Here is a 19,390-nt window from a genome sequence, read left to right on the forward strand (position 1 = left end):
GATTAATAGATTAATAGATTAATCGATTACATATCCATATGGCGGTTTGAGCTTTGCATCATTTGCTTAAGGCCTTGATGTTCAAGCTCAAGTAAACGTTCGAGCTTTTCTTTGCTTTGCTCTGTATCAGCTCGCGATACCAAGTATTCGTATAAGTCGATTACTTTTTGGTGTTGCGTGGTTAAGTAAACCTGAATCGCCTTTTCATCAATTTGCTGATCTGTGCTGATATCGTTAAAAGTAATTAGCTCTGGGTTTTCAGCAAAATACTCATAGCAATAGGTATCAAGCGTGTTTATTTCTGTAATGGCTTTAAAGCCAACGAGATCTTCTGCCAGTTTCTTCTCATATTGCAGGTAATAATCCACCAGCATTTGATTATGCTCGTCCAGTAAGTCTTTAACACTGTGGAAATTGGCTGCCATTTGAGTATGAAATAACACGGTCCAATCATAAACTTGTTTTATTGTTTTAACTTGCATGTGCATTCCTTATTAAAATCAATTTAATATGACTTTGCATAAATCACACCAGCAATAAACAAACCAATTATCAGTAAGTTAAAAATAAAATGTGTAACTTGCAGCAAGTAAAAGCGTACAAGTTACACACTGACTGTAAAATTTATAGGTGGCGTTTACGCCATATAAAGTAAAGCGCAGGTAGCACAAGTAGTGTTAAAACTATGGCACTGAGCATCCCGCCGACCATAGGTGCGGCTATTCGGCTCATCACTTCACTACCCGTTCCAGTGCCATAAAGCACTGGCAGTAACCCTATGATAATAGTAGCAACTGTCATCATCACTGGTCTAACCCGAAGGCCCGCACCATTGATGATTGCTTGGCGCAGCTCTGTAACCGTAAACTGTGCTGATTGCGCTTTAGCATCTTGATACGCTTGGTTGAGATAAACCAGCATGATCACGCCAATTTCCACAGCAACCCCAGCTAGGGCAATAAAACCAACCCCAACAGCAACCGAGAAGTTAAAGCCTTCAAGGTACATCAGCCAAATACCGCCTATCATCGCAAGCGGTAAGGTCAGCATAATCATTGCCACCTCAATAAAGCTTCTAAAATTGAGGTATAACAGCACCACAATAATTGCCAAGGTGAGTGGCAATACGTAACTGAGTTTAGCTTTTGCGCGCTCCATATATTCATATTGCCCCGCCCACGTAATTGAGTAACCAGCAGGTAGCTCAAGTTGCTCATGCAGCGCTTGTTGCGCACGCTCAACATAACTGCCGATATCACTGCCTTCAATGTCAATTAAGCTCCAGCCATTAATACGTGCATTTTCACTTTTAATACCCGGCGGGCCATCTTCGATAAAGACATGGGCAACATCAGCCAATGCGATACGCTGTCCGTTTGGTGTCACTATCGGTAACAACTTAAGCTCTTCTGGCGAGTCGCGATAATCTTGCGGGTAGCGCAAGTTAACTGGGTAACGCTCTTGCCCTTCAACCGTTTCGGTCACATTCATACCACCGATAGCAGTAGCAACAACCTGTTGTACATCAGCAATGTTCAAACCGTACCGTGCTGCTTTTTCACGGTTGATATCAACTTTGATGTAGCGACCACCGGCAACACGCTCTGAGTAAACCGACGCTGTGCCCGGTAAATCTTTTAGGATGACTTCAATTTGCTCACCGATTTTTTGAATTTCACTCAGCTTTGGCCCTGCAACTTTGATCCCCACAGGCGTTTTAATACCAGTGGCAAGCATGTCGATTCGCGTTTTGATTGGCATCACCCACGCATTGGTAAGCCCTGGGAACTTAACCAGATTATCGAGCTCTTTTTTCAGTTTCTCGGTTGTCATACCCTCTCGCCACTGCGACTTTGGCTTTAACTGAATAAAGGTTTCGATCATAGTAAGTGGCGCAGGATCTGTGGCAGTGTCTGCACGACCTACCTTACCAAATACCGACTCGACCTCTGGCACACTGGCAATTAACTTATCGGTCTGTTGTAAGATTTCACGGGCCTTACCAATTGAAATGCCTGGATAAGTCGTTGGCATGTACATTAAGTCGCCCTCATCAAGGGGAGGAATAAACTCACTGCCAATTTTATTAACCGGATAAAAGCCGATAGCAGCCAACACCAAGGCCAGTACCAATGTTGTTTTCGGCGCTTTTAACACCGCACTTAATAAAGGTTTATAGGCTGCCACCAATAAGCGGTTTACAGGGTTTTTCTGCTCAGAAATAACCCTACCGCGAATAAAGTAGCCCATTAATACCGGCACCAGTGTAATCGCTAAACCCGCCGAAGCTGCCATCGCATAGGTTTTTGTATAAGCCAGTGGCGAGAACATTCGTCCTTCTTGTGCTTCAAGAATAAACACAGGCATAAAGCTAACAGTGATGATCAATAAACTAAAGAATAACGCGGGCCCGACTTCTGCGGCTGAGTCCATCACCACTTGCCAGCGGTTCTCATCGGTCAGTGGTGTTTTCTCCATATGCTTATGCATATTTTCTATCATCACGATAGCACCATCGGTCATTGCACCAATAGCAATCGCTATCCCGCCAAGCGACATGATATTGGCGTTTATACCTTGCCAATACATCACCACAAAAGCCGTTAAAATACCCATTGGCAACGTGATAATGGCTACAATCGATGAGCGTATATGGAATAAAAACACCACACACACTAAGGCCACCACGATTAATTCTTCAATTAACTTTGAGCTTAAGTTATCAAGTGCTTGGGTAATTAGGTTTGAACGGTCGTACACAGGGATGATTTCAACGCCCTCAGGCAGGCCTTTTTTGAGCGACTCTAGCTTTTCCTTTACCAGTTTGATGGTTGCTTCGGCATTTTCTCCAAAACGCATCACCACTACACCACCAGTTACTTCGCCCTCACCGTTTAGTTCGGCAATACCACGGCGCATTTGCGGCCCAAGTTTTATATCAGCCACATCACGTAATTGCAGTGGCGTACCATTGGCATTAGTACCCAGCGGAATGGCTTCTAAATCTGCGACACTTTTAATATAACCTGTGCTTGATACCATGTATTCGGCTTCAGCCATTTCTACCACTGAGGCACCGCGCTCTTGGTTACCTTGCTTAATTGCTGTTTGAATTAAACTTAGCGGAATACCATAAGCACGCAATTTATCGGGGTCGACATTAACCTGATACTGCTTAACCATACCGCCAACAGACGCTACTTCTGATACGCCCGGCACCGTTTGCAGCTCAAACTTTAAAAACCAATCTTGCAGGCTTCGTAGCTGGCTAATATCATGCTTACCGGTTTTATCCACCAGCGCATACAAGTAAATCCAGCCTACCCCTGTTGCATCAGGACCAAGTTCAGGCCTCGCTGAATCCGGTAAGCGAGCACTTACTTGACTCAAATATTCTTGTACTCGACTACGGGCCCAGTAAAGGTCGGTGTCTTCATTAAAAATAACGTATACATAAGAGTCACCAAAAAACGAAAAGCCCCTTACCGTTTCAGCACCCGGCACCGACAACATGGCTGTAGTGATAGGAAACGTTACTTGGTCTTGCACCACTTGTGGCGCTTGTCCTGGGTAAGATGTTTTTACAATGACCTGTATATCAGATAAGTCAGGCAAGGCATCAACAGGGGTATTCTTTAAAGAAAACACCCCAAAACCTGCCAACATTAAAGACAGCAGTAATACAAAGAAGCGATTACCGACTGACCAACGGATCACGGCAGCTATCATTGCATTTCTCCTTGCATAGGGTGGCTCATGGTCATGATGTCAAAAATCACAAACTCACCGTCCACCAATTTAAAGGTAAAATGCACTTCATCATCGCTTTGTAAACTTGACATATCGATGCGCGGCGAAAAATGAAATTCCATAGTTGCAGCCTCGCGCCCCCACTTAGGGATAGCCTCACGACTGATCACGGCTGTGCGGGCTTCGCGGTCAATGCTGTTGATCACGCCATTTACCATTGCGCTGTCACTACCCGGTTCTTGCATACGCATAAAGTCAGAACTCTTACTTGATTCGGAATCTATTAAGAACTGCGCTGAAACCACTACGTTATCGTCTTTCAATAAGCCTGATAAAATTTCGACGTCATGATTATCACTACGGCCTAGCGTCACTGCGACTGACTTAAAGCGCCCTTCATCTAAATCAATCACGACACGATCTTGGCTACCGGTGCGGATCACCGCTTCTTTGGCTATCACTAATTGCGGCTCTGTTGGCTTAGTGGTAATGCTGACTTCAGCAAACATATTCGGTTTGAGTAAGCCGTCTTGGTTGGCAAAGCGTAAACGCACGCGAAGGGTACGGTTTTTCTCATCAAGGGTTGGATAAATATAATCGACCTTGCCTTGCCAGCGTTTGCCCGGTAAGTAGTCTAAGCTCATAGTAACTGGCAAGCCTTTATGAATAAGCCCTGCTTGGCGCTCAAAAACTTCAGCCTCAACCCATACTTCTTCTAGGTGAGCAATACTCATCATGGTTGTGCCCGGTTTCACAAAGAAGCCTTCGCGGATATTTAGCTCATCCAATACGCCACTTTGCTTGGCATAAAAGGTAATGTTTTGTCTGACCTTTTGGCTTTGCTCTAATCGGGTAATAAAATCGTCGGAAACATTCAGTGAGGCTAAGCGGGCTTTTGCCGCACGTATAAGCACTGCATTGTTACGTTTAAGGGCAAGCAGAAGCTCTTCTTGCGCATTTACTAGCTGTGGAGAATACAAGGTATAAAGTGGCTCGCCTTGCTTAACTTGGTCACCTGCAGCTTTTACATATAAGGTTTCTATCCACCCTTCGACACGAGGGTGAATATGCACGAGTTGGTCTTGGTCGTATTGCACATAGCCAACCGTATCAACCGTCGTTTGTAATGATTTATACCTTACGGGTGCTGTTCTTACCCCTAAGTTATTAACGACTGCAGGTGAGATCCTCACAGTACCCGGGCTGTCTTCAGCGCTACTTTGCTCCTCATAAACGGGCACTAATTCCATACCCATTGGTGATAAACCCGGTTCATCACGGCGGTAATTACTGTCCATGGGCGCCACCCAATATAGCGGCTTTTTCTCAGCGCTTGGCATTTGTGCATGCTCTGGCTCAGCCAATTTATTTACAGCCGTTGCCAATGCTGCACCTACCGCCAAAGCGATAACTAATTTCACTGTGTTATTCATTGCTAGCTCCTTGGCTTTGTGCTGCATTTATTTGGTTATCTTTTGCTGCTGCGTAATAATTAAGGCGAGCGAGGGTTATTTGTTTATCAATTTCGATATTCAACGCATCAATTTTTGCGTTAAGTTCGCTAATGCGAGCACGCATCACTTCTGAAAAGTCACCATCATCATTGGTGTAAGCATTTAACGTCGCCTCCGCTTGCTCTGCCATTTGCGGTAATAGCTGCTGTTGATACAGTGCTTTGCGCTGAGCAAGTCGGCTTAGTTGGCTAAGCTCTTTAAAATACTGACCTTGCAGTTTCTGTAGAGTAATAAGCTTGTTGGTTTTTACCGCCTCGGCATTAGCTATTGCGGCATTAACTTGTTGATCTTGAAGGTTATCAGTAAACAGCGGTAAATCAATACTCACCCCTATAGAGAATAAGTCAGCGCGAGAGTCACCCATCGGGGTATCATCACGATAGCCATAGCCTAGGTTCATACCAAATTGCGGCTTATACGCTTCTTTCGCCACTTGCACTTGAGTATTTTTAGCACGCATAGCATGATCAATAGCGATAATAGCCGGGTGATTCATCAGCACTTCAGTCACCCCAGATGGTGCAAGCTCTTGATAAGCCATAACTGCGGTCACCTTGGTGTTTTCATCGCTCACTGCACCGTTTAGCATTTCAATAGGTAGCCATTGTGCTAGTCGCTTTTTGGCACTATCAAACTGTTGCTCTAACATCACCAGCTTATCTTCAAGCCGAGTCAGCTCTAGCTGAGCGCGAATAATATCCTGCTGGCGAGTCGCGCCAAGTGTATTGGCATAGCTTGCTTCTGTAATATCAATAAGTTGATTAAATAAGGCTTTATCTTGGTTGATCAGTTGAATGCTTTTTTGTGCGCGATAGGCATTTAGCCATGCTTCACTAACAATGGCTTTAACCTGTGCTTGGCGGTCTGCTCTAAGCCAAGGATATTGCTCAGCCGATTGTTTTAAAGCTTGTTGCTGTAAGGCAAGACTATCACCTCGGCTAAATTGTTGTGACAAGCCCACTTTGAATTGCGTCATACCCTCTTGGTCAAAGGCAAAGCCATCGGTTGGTAAGTTCATGAGTCCAACGGTTAACACAGGATCTGGCAAGGTACCTGCCGCAATGCTTTGCGCTTCTATCGCCTGTTGCTGGTATTTATTTGCCTGTAACCAAGGCTCGTGAGTCAATGCATAATCAATCACCTGATTGAGTGCTAACGGCTCTGCTTTCACTAAACTTGAGGTTATCAATACTGCGCCTAGAGAAAGCGACTTAATCAATTTGCTGTGAATCATCACATGCTCCAAAAATCTTAAAAATGGTTAAAAAACAATAGATTTTGGGTGCAGAATGAGGTGTATTTCAGCGTTTTACTGAATTTTAGACAGACCTATCCTGCTTAAGCAGTAATAGGTGGACGATATAAAGAACTGACGTGAAAACTAAGCTGGCTGGCGCCTAACATGGTGACTTTTTCTGATTGCTTAATTAATTTAACAACTAAATCATTTAACGGCAGGAGTGAGTGAGCTGTACAGGCATTGAACGGACACGCACAATCGCTGTTATCCATTACGTCTTCATGGCAACAATCCATATCACTCATGTCGCTGTCAGCATTCATATTAGCATGATGATCCATTTGCATGCTGGCATGTGGCATATCACATACCATAGCAACAGACGCAACTAACTGACCCACAAAAGTGAGCAGCATCATAGCTATCAATAAGTAGCTTGAAAGTCGCGTCATCATCATACCTTAAAAATTAAGTGCCCAAATTGTAGCCCGAAATTTACGAACTCGACAAGGGTTTATCTATTTTTATGCTACTGCTGGCAGCAATAGCAAACAAGCAATAACCTGTAAAATACCAAAATCCATCACCCAATTCAGCATGCATTTTTATCAACTCGCCCATTTGCCCATCGGCATTACCTGCTAAATAAGACACGATCAATGCAATCACAAACACATCGACCATGCTCCATTTACTTAGGCCTTGTATGAGTTGACCGAGCAAATACTTAAACCTATTCACTGGTAAGAAACAATAAAGCAATTGCATCAGGAGTTTTAAGGTGGGAATGACAATCGAGAACACTGCTACAAGCGCGGCAACAAGGTAGTTTTTGTTATTAGCAAGCTCATTCACGGTGCCCCAAATGCTGCGTGTTTTTTTGTAGGCATCGATTTCTCCTTCAAGCTTATCAAGCCCCAGCATGCTTGATGCCATCATTAACACGCTACGGGTATTGCGATCGCCTTCATCGGCAATCATTTCAATACCTGTTTTGGCAAGCTTAGATTTATCAATTTTTCCTTCAAGGGTGAGCACTGGCTGGGTTACACCGGGAATAAGTAACACTAAGGCAATTAAAATAGCCAGTATAGGAAAAACAACACGCATTAGTTACAAACCTTTTTAATACTCAGAGTCTGCATCATAACGAACTCTGCGCTCTTAGTCTGTAACCGATGATAAGCTTGCGAATACTTCATCTGCGTATGCGCGGGCATCATACATAGCTTGAAAAACCACATCCATTTTTGAGGCTGGGCGGATCATCTTGAGTAGTTCAAGGGCTGTGTGCCACTGCTCTTCTTCCATTGCTTTAGCAAGTTGTAAGCTCGCCCCTTGCATGCCATTAAAGTTTAACAGTGCACTCGAAAGCTCACTACCCAATGAAAACTCTTTGGCAATGATATTAAGCTCCATATCTAAAATAGCGTCTAAAACAGAGAGTAAGCCGACTAAATAACCTTGTTCAGCTAGGTCTTTACCTCCGGGTTCAAGCATCAAAGCAATAAATTTAGCTCTTGTTAAACCAAGTTTGGTCAGCTCTTGCGGTTTGTCATTGCCTAATTCGCTTAGCGCTAATACCCGCACAAATTGTCTAATCGCATCTTCACCAAGGTAAATAACCGCTTGTGAAATCGAACGAATTGTTTGCCGGCTATTACTTATACGCGCATTAACTAATTTTAAAATGCGTGCAGTAAGGCCAATATCTTTAGCAACACGTTGTTGAATTGCATCAAAATTTAAATCTGTTTGCGCAGTACAGTTAAGTAATTCAAGCACAGCAATTTTTGATGGTTCAACATTACCAAAACTCAAAAGCTCCGGCTTGGCAAAAAAGTAGCCCTGAAACAGGTCGCAACCTGCTGCTTTTAGTTGTTGAAAGTCCTCATAATTTTCAATGCGCTCCACTATGATAGTGGTTTTTGGAAAGCTACGTTTAAGCTTTTTGATCATCATGTTGGTTTTGATAATCGGCTGCGTAACTTCAAGCTTAATAAAATCCATCAAAGGCAAAATATCTTGCCATTTCTCTGTGCCATCATAATCATCAAGCGCGAACAAATAGCCTTCTTGTTTTAATTGTTTAACGCGGTTCACTACTTTTGGAATGCTAGTAGCCCGCTCCACTATTTCGATAACCGCACTGCGTGGCTGCAACAGCTTAGGAAAGTCATCCAAAATAGCGTCAGTCGATAGATTGATAAACGCAGGTTGAAAACCTGTTAGCTTCTCGAGTCCCATCAACATTAACGCGTTAAAAAACAGCCGCCCCGTTGCTTGGCCATCACTCGTTCCTACCGGAAAGACATTATCGCTCGATTCTCTATACAATAATTCGTAAGCATATAAACTTCTATCAGCATTAAATATTGGCTGCCGGGCTATATACTGAGTCATGCTCTGACTTTTATTACCTTCCATACTTAATTCTGACATTCAACTTCTCACTTAAATGTGGCTAACTCCACATTACTATTGTTATAAGTATAGTGAAAGATGTTTGCCTTGCTAAAAAACAAAAACCCAACCAAACTAGGTACATGAAAACGAATTCAATCAGACCATTGCGCTTCTCTAACTCGATTTTCTTACTGTTACTTTTTCTTACTCAAGCAGTTTTGGCTGAGCAGCAGCCTGTACTGAAATATAATGTAACCGGCTCTGGGAACTACTATCCTTATTATATTGATGACAAAAGCAATCCAGGGATCCTCCCCGAACTGATCAAGCAAGTTATGCAGCTTGCTGATGTTCAAGTAAAGCATGTCGAGCTTCCTGCAAAACGAACCGTTAAATACCTTCACCAAGGGAATATTGATTTTGATGTCATAAGCCCCGAGTGGCTGAGCCAGACAGAAAAACAAAACCGACAATTTAGTTACTCAGACACCCTGTTTGCAGTTGAGGAGTATCTCGTGAGTTTAAAAAGCTCGGTGGCTCAATGGCAGCAACTCAACAGTATTCGTAATCAACCCGTAGGGACTGTTTTAGGCTATTACTATTATGACGATAACCACTTTAAACGGGTTGATTTTCACTCTGAACAACAACTCATTCAGGCACTAAAAATACACCGAATTGAGGTCGTCATAATAGATAAACTGCCAGCATTATATTGGGCTGAGCAATTTGATGCTGATATCAGTTTTGGCGCATTACACTCGCTAGGCAACCTAAAAATTCGCCTGCGCAGTGAACATAAATCATTGTTACCAAAAATAAATGCAGCAATCAAAGAACTTAAAAATTCTGGCAGCTTAGATGCCATAATCAATAAATACACAAAAACTATACCCCTATAATAACTAGGGATATTCCGCTTCAGTCCCTCTTTTGCTATAATGCGTGCTGTTTTTCTTACCTTGTAAACTTAAAAGAGCCTCCTATGAGCATTGAACAAGCCCTAATCGAACGCAGTAATAACCAATGTGAACTTTGTGCCGCTACAGATAACCTATCTGTATACGAAGTGCCGCCTGTTACAGAGGCTCATTCTGATAAATGCATTTATGTCTGCCAAACTTGTAAAGATCAAATCGAAAACAATGCTGATTTAACTGCAAACCATTGGCACTGTTTGAATGACAGTATGTGGAGTCAAATTCCAGCGGTACAAGTTGTCGCTTACCGCATGCTGAAACGCTTAGCTTCTGATAACGGCTGGGCACAAGATGCACTCGATATGATTTATCTTGAAGAAGACACATTAAAATGGGCGCAAACAGCGCTAGCTGAAGATGACGACATTAAACACATCGACAGTAATGGTGTTGTGCTGCAGGCGGGTGATACAGTGACACTTATTAAAGATCTTGATGTGAAAGGCAGCAGCCTTGTTGCTAAGCGTGGCACAGCAGTAAGAAACATTGGCTTAACGAGCAACCCAGAACACATTGAAGGCCGTGTTGATGGTCAACGTATTGTTATTCTTACCAAATACGTGAAAAAATAACGTTTATTCTTATGCGCTTTATGTTCTTAAAGCGATTCGTTATTACGAAAATGGGCTTAGTGCCCATTTTTTGTTAATTAAGCTATGATTAAGACAGCGAACTTTATGCTAGGCAATTAAATATGATGCATAACCCTAAACGCAAGGAAAATAATCATGGCTTCGGATACCTTTTCATCTTTCAAACGCGCTTCTCTATGCAGTTTAATAATCTTAGGGAGCAGCTTGGTTTTAACAGGCTGTGGTGAAGACTCTAGTGCACCACAAGCTGAGCAATCATCAATGAAAACCCTGAATACTCAAATCACCTATTTAGATCGTAGTATGCTACCTCCGGGTTCAGTATTAAAAGTACAGCTCGCTGATGTTTCTAAAATGGATGTCAAGGCTGAAGTAATTAGCGAACAAGAAATCCAATTAGATGGTGCACCACCATATGATGTAGCACTTGAATATGACGAAAGCAAAATTGCTGACCGTCACCGCTACAGTGTAAGTGCACGCATTGAGAATCAAGGTAAATTACTTTACATCAGCACTACTCACAATAATCCATTTGCCGAAGATGCCGCTGGCGATCTGTACAAGGTAACGGTGACTAAAGTATCAGCGAAAAAGCCAGACGTGACTTTGACCAATACCTATTGGAAAGCAGTTACCATCAGCGGTGAGGCTATCACCGTTGAAAATAAAGAACCTTTCGTACAATTTAAAGACGATGGTTCAACCAATGGTCACTTAGGTTGTAATAACTTCTCAGGTAGTTACGAGGTTAATGAGCAGGCGCTCACATTCAAGCCATTAGCAAGCACCAAAAAAATGTGTGTATCACAAATGGATATTGAAGCGGCCATGTCGGCAGCACTTACAGCCACGGCTAAGTACTCAATCAATGGTGAGCAGTTAACCTTGTTAGATGATAGTGATGAGCCACTTGCGACCTTCGCAGCGACTTATATGAATTAACAACAGTTAAATTAACAACGCCCAGCAATTGCTGGGCGTTTTTGTATTGAAGAAATTACTCTTCAACTAATTGTTCACTGCGATAAAAACCACTGCTATCGCTTAGTATGGAAACAAGTTCTGGTAATACAGCATCCATCGTTTGCTTTAATTTCCATGGCGGGTTGATCACTACCATACCCGATGCAGTCATACCATGAACGTCGGTATCGGCCTCTGTTGCAAGCTCGAATAGCTGAATGTTACGAATACCCGATGCGATTAAACCCGCCTCCATTCTGTCAATTCGTTCACGGTCTACAACCGGATACCAAATCATATACGTCCCCGTAGCAAAGCGTTTATGCGCCTTAACAAGAGTATTAACAACCGTATCGTAATCGTTTTTTATTTCGTAAGGAGGGTCAATAAGCACGCAAGCTCGACGTGATGCTGGTGGTAATAAACCAATTAAGCCTTGAAAGCCGTTTTCACCACGTACGCGAATAGAACGCTTACCTTTCATGTTGTCTTGCAGTAACTGTAAGTCACGTGGATGCAACTCAAAGAACCAACCGTTATCTTGGCGACGTAAAAAGTGCTCTGCAATTTTTGGCGAACCTGGGTAAAAATCTAAATTACCATTTGAATTAAATGATTTAATCAGCTCAATATACTCATTAAGTGCATCATGCTCACTGTTGTGCCGCCAAAGCTTAGCAATCCCATCTAAATACTCTTGTGTTTTTTGTGCATCACTGCCTGCAAGTTCAAAAAAGCCAGCACCTGAGTGGGTGTCCACATAATCAAGTGGTTTGTCTTTAATTGTTTGGTATTTAAGAACTTCAGCTAGAACAAGATGTTTTAGAACATCAGCAGGGTTACCTGCATGAAAAGAGTGTCGATAACTAAGCATATTTATAAGTCGCCAAATGCAAAACTGCATTAAAAATGAATAGCCATATTGTACATGATAAACAGAAAATGATCCTAGCATCTGGCGCTTTGGTGAATCATAAATGAATAAAAAAGCCGCTACGCTGAATTACACCTTAATAATAAATAAAAATCCTCTAAAACGGCCGTAAATGCTGGCATATCAAGACACTTTCCTTTACATTTGCATGACAATAATCACAGTTTTATGAGCGCATTTATGAATAACGAAACTCTTTCCCAACTCGAACAACTGATCGACAAGTTAATCCTTCGCAACAGCGAACTTGAAAGTGAAGTTAAAAGCTTACAAGAACAAACCGCGAAGCTTTTAGATGAGAACGAAACTCTGCAACTAGAAGTACTCGAAAACGAAGAAAAACAAAAAGATACAAGTAGCACATTGACTGGACTGCTTGAGAAATTACAAAGCGTTCAACAGGCTAGCTAATGAGCAGCCCACAAAGTCAGCGGGTCACCGTAGAGCTACTAGGTAAAGAACATGAGTTTTCTTGCCCTCCTGGGCAAGAGCATGCCCTAGTTGCTGCTGCACAAAATTTGAATGACTTAGTGGAGCAAATGAAACAACGCTCATCGGTTCGCAATGACCAAAAAGCGTTGCTGATGGCAGCATTGCATCTAAGTCATGAATTGCTTGAAGTAAAATCGCAACAAGCAGAACAAGAGCAACAACATGACAGCTTAATAGATAAGCTCAGCCAACACCTTAGTATTTAGAAAAAAGCGCATCTGGCGCTTTTTTTGTTTACAATCAACAGCACTGACACCTATTCGAGCGAAACACCATGCGATTTTGTGCTTTTTTAATCTGTCTTTTCGTAAGCTATAGCGCCAAAGCAAGCGTTAGCTGGCATAGCATCACTCCCGAAATCCAATTTCTACAACAACAAAATAAGCTGCGTTTTTACGATTCGAATCAAGTGCTGATAGAGGGTAAAGAATGTGCCTTAATGTTTGATGCCAGTGGGAACTTTGCCGAAGTAGAAAAGCTCGCAGAGCAGCTAAAAAAACGCTTAAAAACACCATTATGTTATTTAGTGGCGAGTCATTATCATGATGATCATCTACTAGGCTTGGCCGTTTTACAGGCTGAGTTCCCTGAAGCTAAGCTCATCGTACATCAGCAAGTAGCGACTGAGTTTGTTGCAATGCAGCAAGCATTGACTGATAAATTAGATGGTTATGAAAAAAGCATAGAACTGAGCTATCAACGCCTTGCCAATCAACCTAAAAATCAGCAAGCAGTTTGGCGCGACAAACTAGAACTTGCTAAAAAACGCTTATTTCGCTGGCGAGAGCTCACCCTGAACCCACCAGCTATTAACATTACTGAATCAACACAGCTAGACCTTGGTAACTACCCCATCGTTATTACACCCTACCAAGCGCATACTAAGGGTGATCTGACCCTTAGTGCCGATCAAGGTCGCGTGCTATTGGGTGGCGATATAGTCGACAGCTTACCCTACCCAGGACATGGCTCGTTTTCTAGCTGGATAAGTGCGCTGCAAGATATTCAAAAAAATACCACACTGACAACTATTTTACCGGGTCACGGTAAGCCACTGACACCTGCTGAACTTGCACTCCCTTTAAGGTTTTTAAAAACCATTCAAGAGATGACAAACTCCTCACCAGATAAGCCCGTTAGTGAATTAATTCCGCTTTTTCCTACTGAGATAAAACAGCAATACCAGCTAGATGAAGTGGGTGAAAGAGCGTTTTCTATGTTTTTAGAAGCTGGACTTAAACAGGGCAAGTTGTCAAAATAGGGCTAAAATAGTAAAAGGATTTTATTATATGGCTCAAGTAAGTTTGAAATATTTACTTTTGCTGAGCTTGTTTATTGGCTTACAAGGATGCCAACTAACTCAGCAAGAAACAGAACAGCAACGGGCAAGGCCGGAGATTTTTAGCCATTACGAGCCCGATTTAACAACCCAACAAGCACCTAGTGAGTTTGTCGATTCAACGGCTGTCGAACCTCGCCCTATTGCTGCGCCCATAGCAGTCAATAATATTCCACTAGCAAAGCCTCGCGCGAAAGATCTGTGGCAGCATATCGCCAACAATTTAACGCTGGTATTTCAAACCAATAAACATACATCTGCACGAGTAAAATGGTATTTAAAACAACCCAATTACCTAATTAAAGTAAATAAACGTGCGGCACCTTATTTGTATCATATCGTCACACGTATCGAACAACAAAAGCTACCGATGGAATTGGCCTTATTACCCTTTGTTGAAAGTGATTTTAGACCAACAATACGATCATCAGAGCAAGCGGTAGGTGTTTGGCAGCTAGTCGGCGCGACAGCTTATCATTTTGGTGTGCAAAGCGACCAATGGTATGACGGCCGCCAAGACATACTTGCTTCAACCGATGCCGCATTAGCTTATTTAAGTTACTTACATAAACGCTTTGATGGTGATTGGCTGCATGCCCTTGCCGCCTATAACAGTGGTGAAGGACGCGTTAAAAAAGCGATCGAAAAAAATAAAAAGCTTGGCAAGAAAACTGATTATTGGTCGTTATCGTTACCAAAAGAAACCGCTGAATATATTCCTAAACTTTTGGCACTTAGCTATTTACTAAAGCACCCAGAAAAAGGTTTAAAACGCCCGAAATTAGCGAATAAAGCACTTACCACAGAGTTTGATGTAGGCCAACAATTTGATTTTTCAGTGATCGCTAATTTATCTGGCATCGGCCATAATCAGCTCCATAAATTAAATCCAGGGTATTTAAAAAACCAAAGTTCCCCGAATGGCCCACATACTTTACTTCTGCCAATAGAGCGTCGTACGCTGTTACAAAGCAAACTGTTTCGCAACAATTTTGCTGGAGAATACACAGTACAAAAAGACGATACCCTCTACAGTATTTCAAGGCGTTTTAAAATGTCTGTAAAAGATCTAAAAACTCTCAACGATAAAACAACAAATTTGATTAAGGTAGGTGAACAATTGCGCTTATCACAACCACAAACCATGCCGGAATCATTATTGGTTGATTACAATATCAGTCCCTACCTTGAGCAACATGAAGAAGTCATTTCTACAATCGCTATCGACTATCAGGTTAAACCTGGAGACTCAATTTGGAGTATTAGTCAACTTTATGATGTACCGCATAAAGATATTGCAACGTGGAATAAGCTCAGCGCTACCAGCATTTTAAAACCCGGTACTATTTTAACATTGCACTTACCACAAGCTAAGCCAACTGAGCCACAAGTGCCAGCAAGTGAAACCATGCTGTCAGGGATTGAAAGCTCATTGAAAAAGCCTTGATTGCTCAGCACTTGTGGTTAGCGTAAAATCAGTGCCTATATTTAAATTCTAAAGAGAAATAACATGCAGATCAGTAAAGACGCAGCAGTTGAGTTTCACTACACACTTAGTGAAGCAGGCGAGCAAATCGAATCAAGTAAAGATGGCGAGCCACTTTCATATATCCATGGTACTGAAGGCATGCTTCCTGGTCTTGAGAAAGCCCTTGAAGGTAAAGCAGCTGGCGATAATTTTAGCGTAACACTTGAGCCTAGCGAATCTTACGGCGAACGCGTTGATAACCTAATTCAACGTATTCCACTTAAGCACTTACAAGGCAACACAAAAGTGTGGAAGCCAGGTATGACTGCTATCGTTCATTCAAATCAAGGTCGTCACCAAGTAACTATCGTTAAAGTAGGTCGTTTCAATGCAGATTGTGACTTAAACCATCCATTTGCAGGTAAAACGCTGACATTTGACGTTGAAGTAATTAATGTTCGCCAAGCGACAGCTGAAGAATTATCTCACGGCCACGTGCACGGTGAAGGCGGTTGTGGCCACAGCCACTAAGGGTAAATAATGACAAACGTTGCAATTGTCACCGGTGGCAGTAAAGGTATTGGCAAAGCGATAATCGAGCGTTTAGAACGTGAAGCCTACACAGTTTATAACTTAGATATTACCCCATCAGAGGGCAATTATCGCCACTGTGATGTCAGTGATACTCAGCAAGTGAAGTCGGCTATCGCCGATATTGTTGCAGAAGAGGGTCGTGTCGATGCTTTAATTTCTAATGCGGGTCGTCATTTAAGTGCCAACATTGAAAACACCGACGAAGCAATGTTTGATGCCCTATTTGCGCTCAATGTGAAAGGTGCCTATGCCGCAATTCAAGCTGTATTACCTAGCATGAAAAGTCAGCAAGGAGGCAGTATTGTAGTGGTTGCTTCTGATCAGGCAATTATCGGCAAACCAAACTCGTTTGCTTATAACCTGACCAAGCATGCACTGGCTTCAATGGCAAAAACGACTGCACTGGATTATGCCGCGTTTAACATTCGTGCTAACGCTGTATGCCCAGGTACAATAGAAACACCACTGTTTCATAATGCGATTGATGCCTACTGTCAGCGCAGTGGTGCAGATAAAGCAGAGATTGTTGCTGAAGAAGCCGCGCTGCAGCCGTTAGGCCGTTTAGGGCAACCCGAAGAAATTGCTGCTTTGGTTAATTTTTTAATAAGCCCAGAAGCGAGCTTTATTACTGGCAGCTTACAAAGTATTGATGGTGGATACACCACGCAATGAGCGACAAAATTATTGACCCTCATGTGCACTTTTTTAACCTCACTGAGGGTCAATACACTTGGCTACAAGGTAGTAATCCCCCCGCTTGGCCAAATCTAGATAAAATTAAAAAGCAAATTGTCGCTTCTGAACTTAAAGCTGCTTGTCCATTTCAACTAGAAGCCTTGGTGCATATTGAAGCTGGCTTTGATAATCAAGCACCAATTAATGAGCTCAATTGGCTTGCAACGCATTTAGACGACATTCCGTATCGCGCAATCAGCTACAGCCCGATTGACGTATCTCCCAAGCAATTTGAAGCGTCACTCAATAAGTTAGAACATCCATCTTTAGTTGGTATTCGCGATATAACAGAGGGTGATGAAGCTAGGCGCTTATTAACTCCCCACTGCCTAGATAATCTAGCTTTTATCGCAGCCGAAAACTTACACTTTGAAGCACAGTTTGAAATTGAAAACATACAGATAACTGAGCAGCTTATTAAGTATTGCACAGCACTACCATCACTACGAGTGGTGATTAATCATTTAGGCTTTATTAGTGATGAGCAAAGATGGCTTGAAGCAATCATTAAACTCAGCCGCTGCGATAATATCGCGATAAAGTTCTCAGGGTTGGAGTTCACACAAATTGCCACAAACAAACACCTATGGCTGGTTGATAATTTAGTTAAGTACTTTGGTGAGCATCGCGTTATGTTTGCCAGTAACTTTCCTGTATGCCAAATAAATACTAGTTACGAAAACTGCTGGCAACACTATCACTCACTGTGCTCACTGCCGAGTTTATGGCATCAACTTAGCTATAAAAACGCCTACGAAATCTATCTAATTGCTTAAAAACTAGCTATATTCAAATAAGTTAATTTATCTGGAACTCTGTTTTATGTTTAATGCTTTAAAAAAACCTATGGCAAGTAGTGCCTTTATTTGCTCACTGATTTTAGTTGGTTGCGGTGGTTCCGGCAGTTCAGATTCAGACGTAATTGCTAGTGAAGACATCACTTGGACTCAAGGTGTATTTGAGCCATCAAGCAAATTTGATCAACAATGCCAAGCACTCAATGAGAAGCATTGGTTACGAGCTTGGAGTCATGAAACTTATCTGTGGTATGACGAAATAGTTGATCGAGACCCTGCGCTAACTGAAGGGGTATTAAATTATTTCGCTTTATTAAAAACTGAAAACACTACAGATTCAGGTGCTAAAAAAGATAATTTCCACAGTAGTTTACCCACAGCTGAATGGCAAGCTCAAAGCCAATCAGGGCAATCTTTTGGGTATGGTTTCAAACTTAGATTGATAAGTGCGGGCGCCCCCCGCCAAGGCATTATTTCCTATACTGAGCCAAACTCTCCTGCATCAAACTTGAATCTTGGCCGAGGATTAGAAGTAATCGAAGTGGATGGTGTCGACTTTGTAAATGCAACGACCCAAGCAGAGGTTGATATATTGAATGCAGGCCTATTTCCATCTGAGTCCGGCAAAGTTACTTCATTTGTATTTCGAGATATAAATACCAGTGAAATTCGTGAAGTGAGCATGACTGCACAAACTATTACTGGCCAAGCAGTTAGTAACGTTAAAACATTTGCGGATGGTGAAGTGGGTTATTTCCAGTTTAATCGCCATAATGCAGTTGCAGAAAAACCTCTGTACGACGCATTTAACAGCTTAGCAGCAAGTAATGTTAAAGATTTAATTATTGATATGCGTTACAACCCAGGCGGATTCCTTCAAATGGCAAGTCAGGTTGCTTATATGGTGGCAGGCGAGAGTAATACCAGTGGCAAAATATTTGAACAGACTATTTTTAATGATCAACACCCAACTTTTAACCCTATTACTGGGGAGCGCTTAGAGCCTGTTCAGTTTACTAATGAGTTTTTAGGTTTTGCAGACAATCCTGCGATTTCGCCTGGTACTTCGTTACCTTCTCTAAATTTAGAGCGAGTCTTCGTGCTTACAACAGACAGCACCTGCTCAGCAAGTGAAGCTGTGATCAATGGCCTTAGGGGCGCTAATATAGAAGTAATTCAAATAGGCGAAACAACTTGCGGTAAACCCTATGGTTTTTATCCAACTGATAATTGCGATACCACATACTTCAGTATTCAATTTACTGGCGTCAATAATAAAGGGTTTGGTGAGTATGCTGATGGTTTTTCACCACAAAACAGCAACGATAGTGAATTTCAACCTGTAAAAATCCCAGGCTGTGCAATTGCTGATGATTTCACTCACCAACTAGGCGATGAAAATGAAGCAATGCTCAGTGCTGCACTTAGCTATCGAGAGAATGGACGCTGTCCAGTAGCTACTTCAACAGTCAGTGAGCAAGGCTTTGCACCTGCTACTTATAACGATACGCCGCAAGTACGTGATATACGAACTTCAACCTTGCTTCAACAAAGTAAAATATTGAAGCAATAGGAGCGAATC

19 protein-coding genes are annotated in these 19,390 nt (G+C 42.2%); 11 read left to right on the top strand and 8 right to left on the bottom strand.

Going from position 1 to position 19,390, the window contains the following annotated elements; genetic code table 11:
* Positions 1-26: 26 nt before the first annotated feature.
* The 7 genes from L1272_RS11960 to L1272_RS11990 all read right to left on the bottom strand — a co-directional run bounded on the left by L1272_RS11960 (position 27) and on the right by L1272_RS11990 (position 8,946).
* The gene (locus L1272_RS11960) at positions 27-482 is read right to left on the bottom strand and encodes a hypothetical protein (RefSeq protein ID WP_194442164.1); all 456 of its coding nucleotides are present in this window, start codon (positions 480-482) and stop codon (positions 27-29) included.
* A 142-nt stretch (positions 483-624) separates the two neighbouring features.
* Positions 625-3,729 (bottom strand): efflux RND transporter permease subunit, encoded by a 3,105-nt coding sequence (locus L1272_RS11965; protein WP_235373517.1) that lies wholly within the window; start codon positions 3,727-3,729, stop codon positions 625-627.
* Positions 3,726-5,183 carry an efflux RND transporter periplasmic adaptor subunit gene (locus L1272_RS11970; RefSeq protein ID WP_235373518.1) on the bottom strand — a complete coding sequence of 486 codons (1,458 nt, stop codon included), beginning with the start codon at positions 5,181-5,183 and terminating at the stop codon, positions 3,726-3,728. Before L1272_RS11970 ends, L1272_RS11965 begins: the two co-directional genes overlap by 4 nt.
* The gene (locus L1272_RS11975; RefSeq protein WP_194442170.1) at positions 5,176-6,498 is read right to left on the bottom strand and encodes a TolC family protein; all 1,323 of its coding nucleotides are present in this window, start codon (positions 6,496-6,498) and stop codon (positions 5,176-5,178) included. Before L1272_RS11975 ends, L1272_RS11970 begins: the two co-directional genes overlap by 8 nt.
* Positions 6,499-6,602: 104 nt before the next feature.
* A complete protein-coding gene (locus tag L1272_RS11980; protein WP_194442171.1) occupies positions 6,603-6,956 on the bottom strand; it encodes a hypothetical protein in 354 nt (117 codons plus the stop codon).
* A gap of 43 nt (positions 6,957-6,999) precedes the next feature.
* On the bottom strand, positions 7,000-7,614 hold the full coding sequence (locus L1272_RS11985) for a paraquat-inducible protein A (protein ID WP_138600179.1): 615 nt from the start codon (positions 7,612-7,614) through the stop codon (positions 7,000-7,002).
* Positions 7,615-7,668: 54 nt separating this feature from the next.
* A complete protein-coding gene (locus L1272_RS11990; RefSeq protein WP_228482600.1) occupies positions 7,669-8,946 on the bottom strand; it encodes an EAL and HDOD domain-containing protein in 1,278 nt (425 codons plus the stop codon).
* A 104-nt stretch (positions 8,947-9,050) separates the two neighbouring features.
* Here L1272_RS11990 and L1272_RS11995 point away from each other — a divergent pair, with 104 nt between their 5' ends.
* The 3 genes from L1272_RS11995 to L1272_RS12005 all read left to right on the top strand — a co-directional run bounded on the left by L1272_RS11995 (position 9,051) and on the right by L1272_RS12005 (position 11,428).
* The gene (locus L1272_RS11995; RefSeq protein WP_194442173.1) at positions 9,051-9,812 is read left to right on the top strand and encodes a substrate-binding periplasmic protein; all 762 of its coding nucleotides are present in this window, start codon (positions 9,051-9,053) and stop codon (positions 9,810-9,812) included.
* 83 nt (positions 9,813-9,895) lie between these two features.
* Positions 9,896-10,462: a PhnA domain-containing protein gene (locus L1272_RS12000; protein ID WP_235373519.1), complete on the top strand. Its 567-nt coding sequence runs from the start codon at positions 9,896-9,898 to the stop codon at positions 10,460-10,462.
* A gap of 156 nt (positions 10,463-10,618) precedes the next feature.
* A complete protein-coding gene (locus L1272_RS12005) occupies positions 10,619-11,428 on the top strand; it encodes an META domain-containing protein (RefSeq protein WP_194442176.1) in 810 nt (269 codons plus the stop codon).
* Positions 11,429-11,483: 55 nt separating this feature from the next.
* On the opposite strand, the gene L1272_RS12010 is transcribed toward L1272_RS12005, so the two are convergent.
* Positions 11,484-12,323 (bottom strand): 23S rRNA (adenine(2030)-N(6))-methyltransferase RlmJ, encoded by an 840-nt coding sequence (locus tag L1272_RS12010; RefSeq protein WP_235373529.1) that lies wholly within the window; start codon positions 12,321-12,323, stop codon positions 11,484-11,486.
* Positions 12,324-12,563: 240 nt separating this feature from the next.
* Between L1272_RS12010 and L1272_RS12015 the strand changes: the two genes are divergently transcribed.
* From L1272_RS12015 to L1272_RS12050, 8 genes are all read left to right on the top strand, one after another.
* Positions 12,564-12,794, top strand: a complete 231-nt coding sequence (locus tag L1272_RS12015; protein WP_054552458.1) for a hypothetical protein — start codon at positions 12,564-12,566, stop codon at positions 12,792-12,794.
* Positions 12,794-13,081: a cell division protein ZapA gene (locus tag L1272_RS12020; protein ID WP_054552457.1), complete on the top strand. Its 288-nt coding sequence runs from the start codon at positions 12,794-12,796 to the stop codon at positions 13,079-13,081. The genes L1272_RS12015 and L1272_RS12020 overlap by 1 nt, the downstream gene beginning before the upstream one ends.
* Positions 13,082-13,149: 68 nt before the next feature.
* Positions 13,150-14,136 carry an MBL fold metallo-hydrolase gene (locus tag L1272_RS12025; RefSeq protein ID WP_235373520.1) on the top strand — a complete coding sequence of 329 codons (987 nt, stop codon included), beginning with the start codon at positions 13,150-13,152 and terminating at the stop codon, positions 14,134-14,136.
* 28 nt (positions 14,137-14,164) lie between these two features.
* Positions 14,165-15,661, top strand: coding sequence for a LysM peptidoglycan-binding domain-containing protein (locus L1272_RS12030; protein WP_235373521.1), 1,497 nt, complete (start codon positions 14,165-14,167; stop codon positions 15,659-15,661).
* Positions 15,662-15,724: 63 nt separating this feature from the next.
* Positions 15,725-16,213: an FKBP-type peptidyl-prolyl cis-trans isomerase gene (locus L1272_RS12035; RefSeq protein ID WP_054552455.1), complete on the top strand. Its 489-nt coding sequence runs from the start codon at positions 15,725-15,727 to the stop codon at positions 16,211-16,213.
* A 9-nt stretch (positions 16,214-16,222) separates the two neighbouring features.
* Positions 16,223-16,948 (top strand): SDR family NAD(P)-dependent oxidoreductase, encoded by a 726-nt coding sequence (locus tag L1272_RS12040; protein WP_235373522.1) that lies wholly within the window; start codon positions 16,223-16,225, stop codon positions 16,946-16,948.
* Positions 16,945-17,787, top strand: a complete 843-nt coding sequence (locus tag L1272_RS12045; RefSeq protein WP_235373523.1) for an amidohydrolase family protein — start codon at positions 16,945-16,947, stop codon at positions 17,785-17,787. Before L1272_RS12040 ends, L1272_RS12045 begins: the two co-directional genes overlap by 4 nt.
* A gap of 46 nt (positions 17,788-17,833) precedes the next feature.
* Positions 17,834-19,381, top strand: coding sequence for a S41 family peptidase (locus L1272_RS12050; protein ID WP_235373524.1), 1,548 nt, complete (start codon positions 17,834-17,836; stop codon positions 19,379-19,381).
* The last annotated feature ends 9 nt before the right edge of the window (positions 19,382-19,390 follow it).

It is taken from the genome of Pseudoalteromonas sp. PAST1 (assembly GCF_021532515.1).
Taxonomy (GTDB): Bacteria; Pseudomonadota; Gammaproteobacteria; order Enterobacterales; family Alteromonadaceae; genus Pseudoalteromonas; species Pseudoalteromonas simplex.

Excerpts from the sequence above, each read along its gene's own strand:
- L1272_RS11995 (WP_194442173.1), top strand. The coding sequence starts at position 9,051 with ATGAAAACGAATTCAATCAGACCATTGCGCTTCTCTAACTCGATTTTC.
- L1272_RS11965 (WP_235373517.1), bottom strand. The coding sequence starts at position 3,729 with ATGATAGCTGCCGTGATCCGTTGGTCAGTCGGTAATCGCTTCTTTGTA.
- L1272_RS12050 (WP_235373524.1), top strand. The coding sequence starts at position 17,834 with ATGTTTAATGCTTTAAAAAAACCTATGGCAAGTAGTGCCTTTATTTGC.
- L1272_RS12000 (WP_235373519.1), top strand. The coding sequence starts at position 9,896 with ATGAGCATTGAACAAGCCCTAATCGAACGCAGTAATAACCAATGTGAA.
- L1272_RS12005 (WP_194442176.1), top strand. The coding sequence starts at position 10,619 with ATGGCTTCGGATACCTTTTCATCTTTCAAACGCGCTTCTCTATGCAGT.
- L1272_RS12015 (WP_054552458.1), top strand. The coding sequence starts at position 12,564 with ATGAATAACGAAACTCTTTCCCAACTCGAACAACTGATCGACAAGTTA.
- L1272_RS11970 (WP_235373518.1), bottom strand. The coding sequence starts at position 5,183 with ATGAATAACACAGTGAAATTAGTTATCGCTTTGGCGGTAGGTGCAGCA.
- L1272_RS12035 (WP_054552455.1), top strand. The coding sequence starts at position 15,725 with ATGCAGATCAGTAAAGACGCAGCAGTTGAGTTTCACTACACACTTAGT.
- L1272_RS12020 (WP_054552457.1), top strand. The coding sequence starts at position 12,794 with ATGAGCAGCCCACAAAGTCAGCGGGTCACCGTAGAGCTACTAGGTAAA.
- L1272_RS12025 (WP_235373520.1), top strand. The coding sequence starts at position 13,150 with ATGCGATTTTGTGCTTTTTTAATCTGTCTTTTCGTAAGCTATAGCGCC.
- L1272_RS12030 (WP_235373521.1), top strand. The coding sequence starts at position 14,165 with ATGGCTCAAGTAAGTTTGAAATATTTACTTTTGCTGAGCTTGTTTATT.
- L1272_RS12010 (WP_235373529.1), bottom strand. The coding sequence starts at position 12,323 with ATGCTTAGTTATCGACACTCTTTTCATGCAGGTAACCCTGCTGATGTT.
- L1272_RS11960 (WP_194442164.1), bottom strand. The coding sequence starts at position 482 with ATGCAAGTTAAAACAATAAAACAAGTTTATGATTGGACCGTGTTATTT.
- L1272_RS11975 (WP_194442170.1), bottom strand. The coding sequence starts at position 6,498 with ATGATTCACAGCAAATTGATTAAGTCGCTTTCTCTAGGCGCAGTATTG.
- L1272_RS12040 (WP_235373522.1), top strand. The coding sequence starts at position 16,223 with ATGACAAACGTTGCAATTGTCACCGGTGGCAGTAAAGGTATTGGCAAA.
- L1272_RS11980 (WP_194442171.1), bottom strand. The coding sequence starts at position 6,956 with ATGACGCGACTTTCAAGCTACTTATTGATAGCTATGATGCTGCTCACT.
- L1272_RS11990 (WP_228482600.1), bottom strand. The coding sequence starts at position 8,946 with ATGTCAGAATTAAGTATGGAAGGTAATAAAAGTCAGAGCATGACTCAG.
- L1272_RS11985 (WP_138600179.1), bottom strand. The coding sequence starts at position 7,614 with ATGCGTGTTGTTTTTCCTATACTGGCTATTTTAATTGCCTTAGTGTTA.
- L1272_RS12045 (WP_235373523.1), top strand. The coding sequence starts at position 16,945 with ATGAGCGACAAAATTATTGACCCTCATGTGCACTTTTTTAACCTCACT.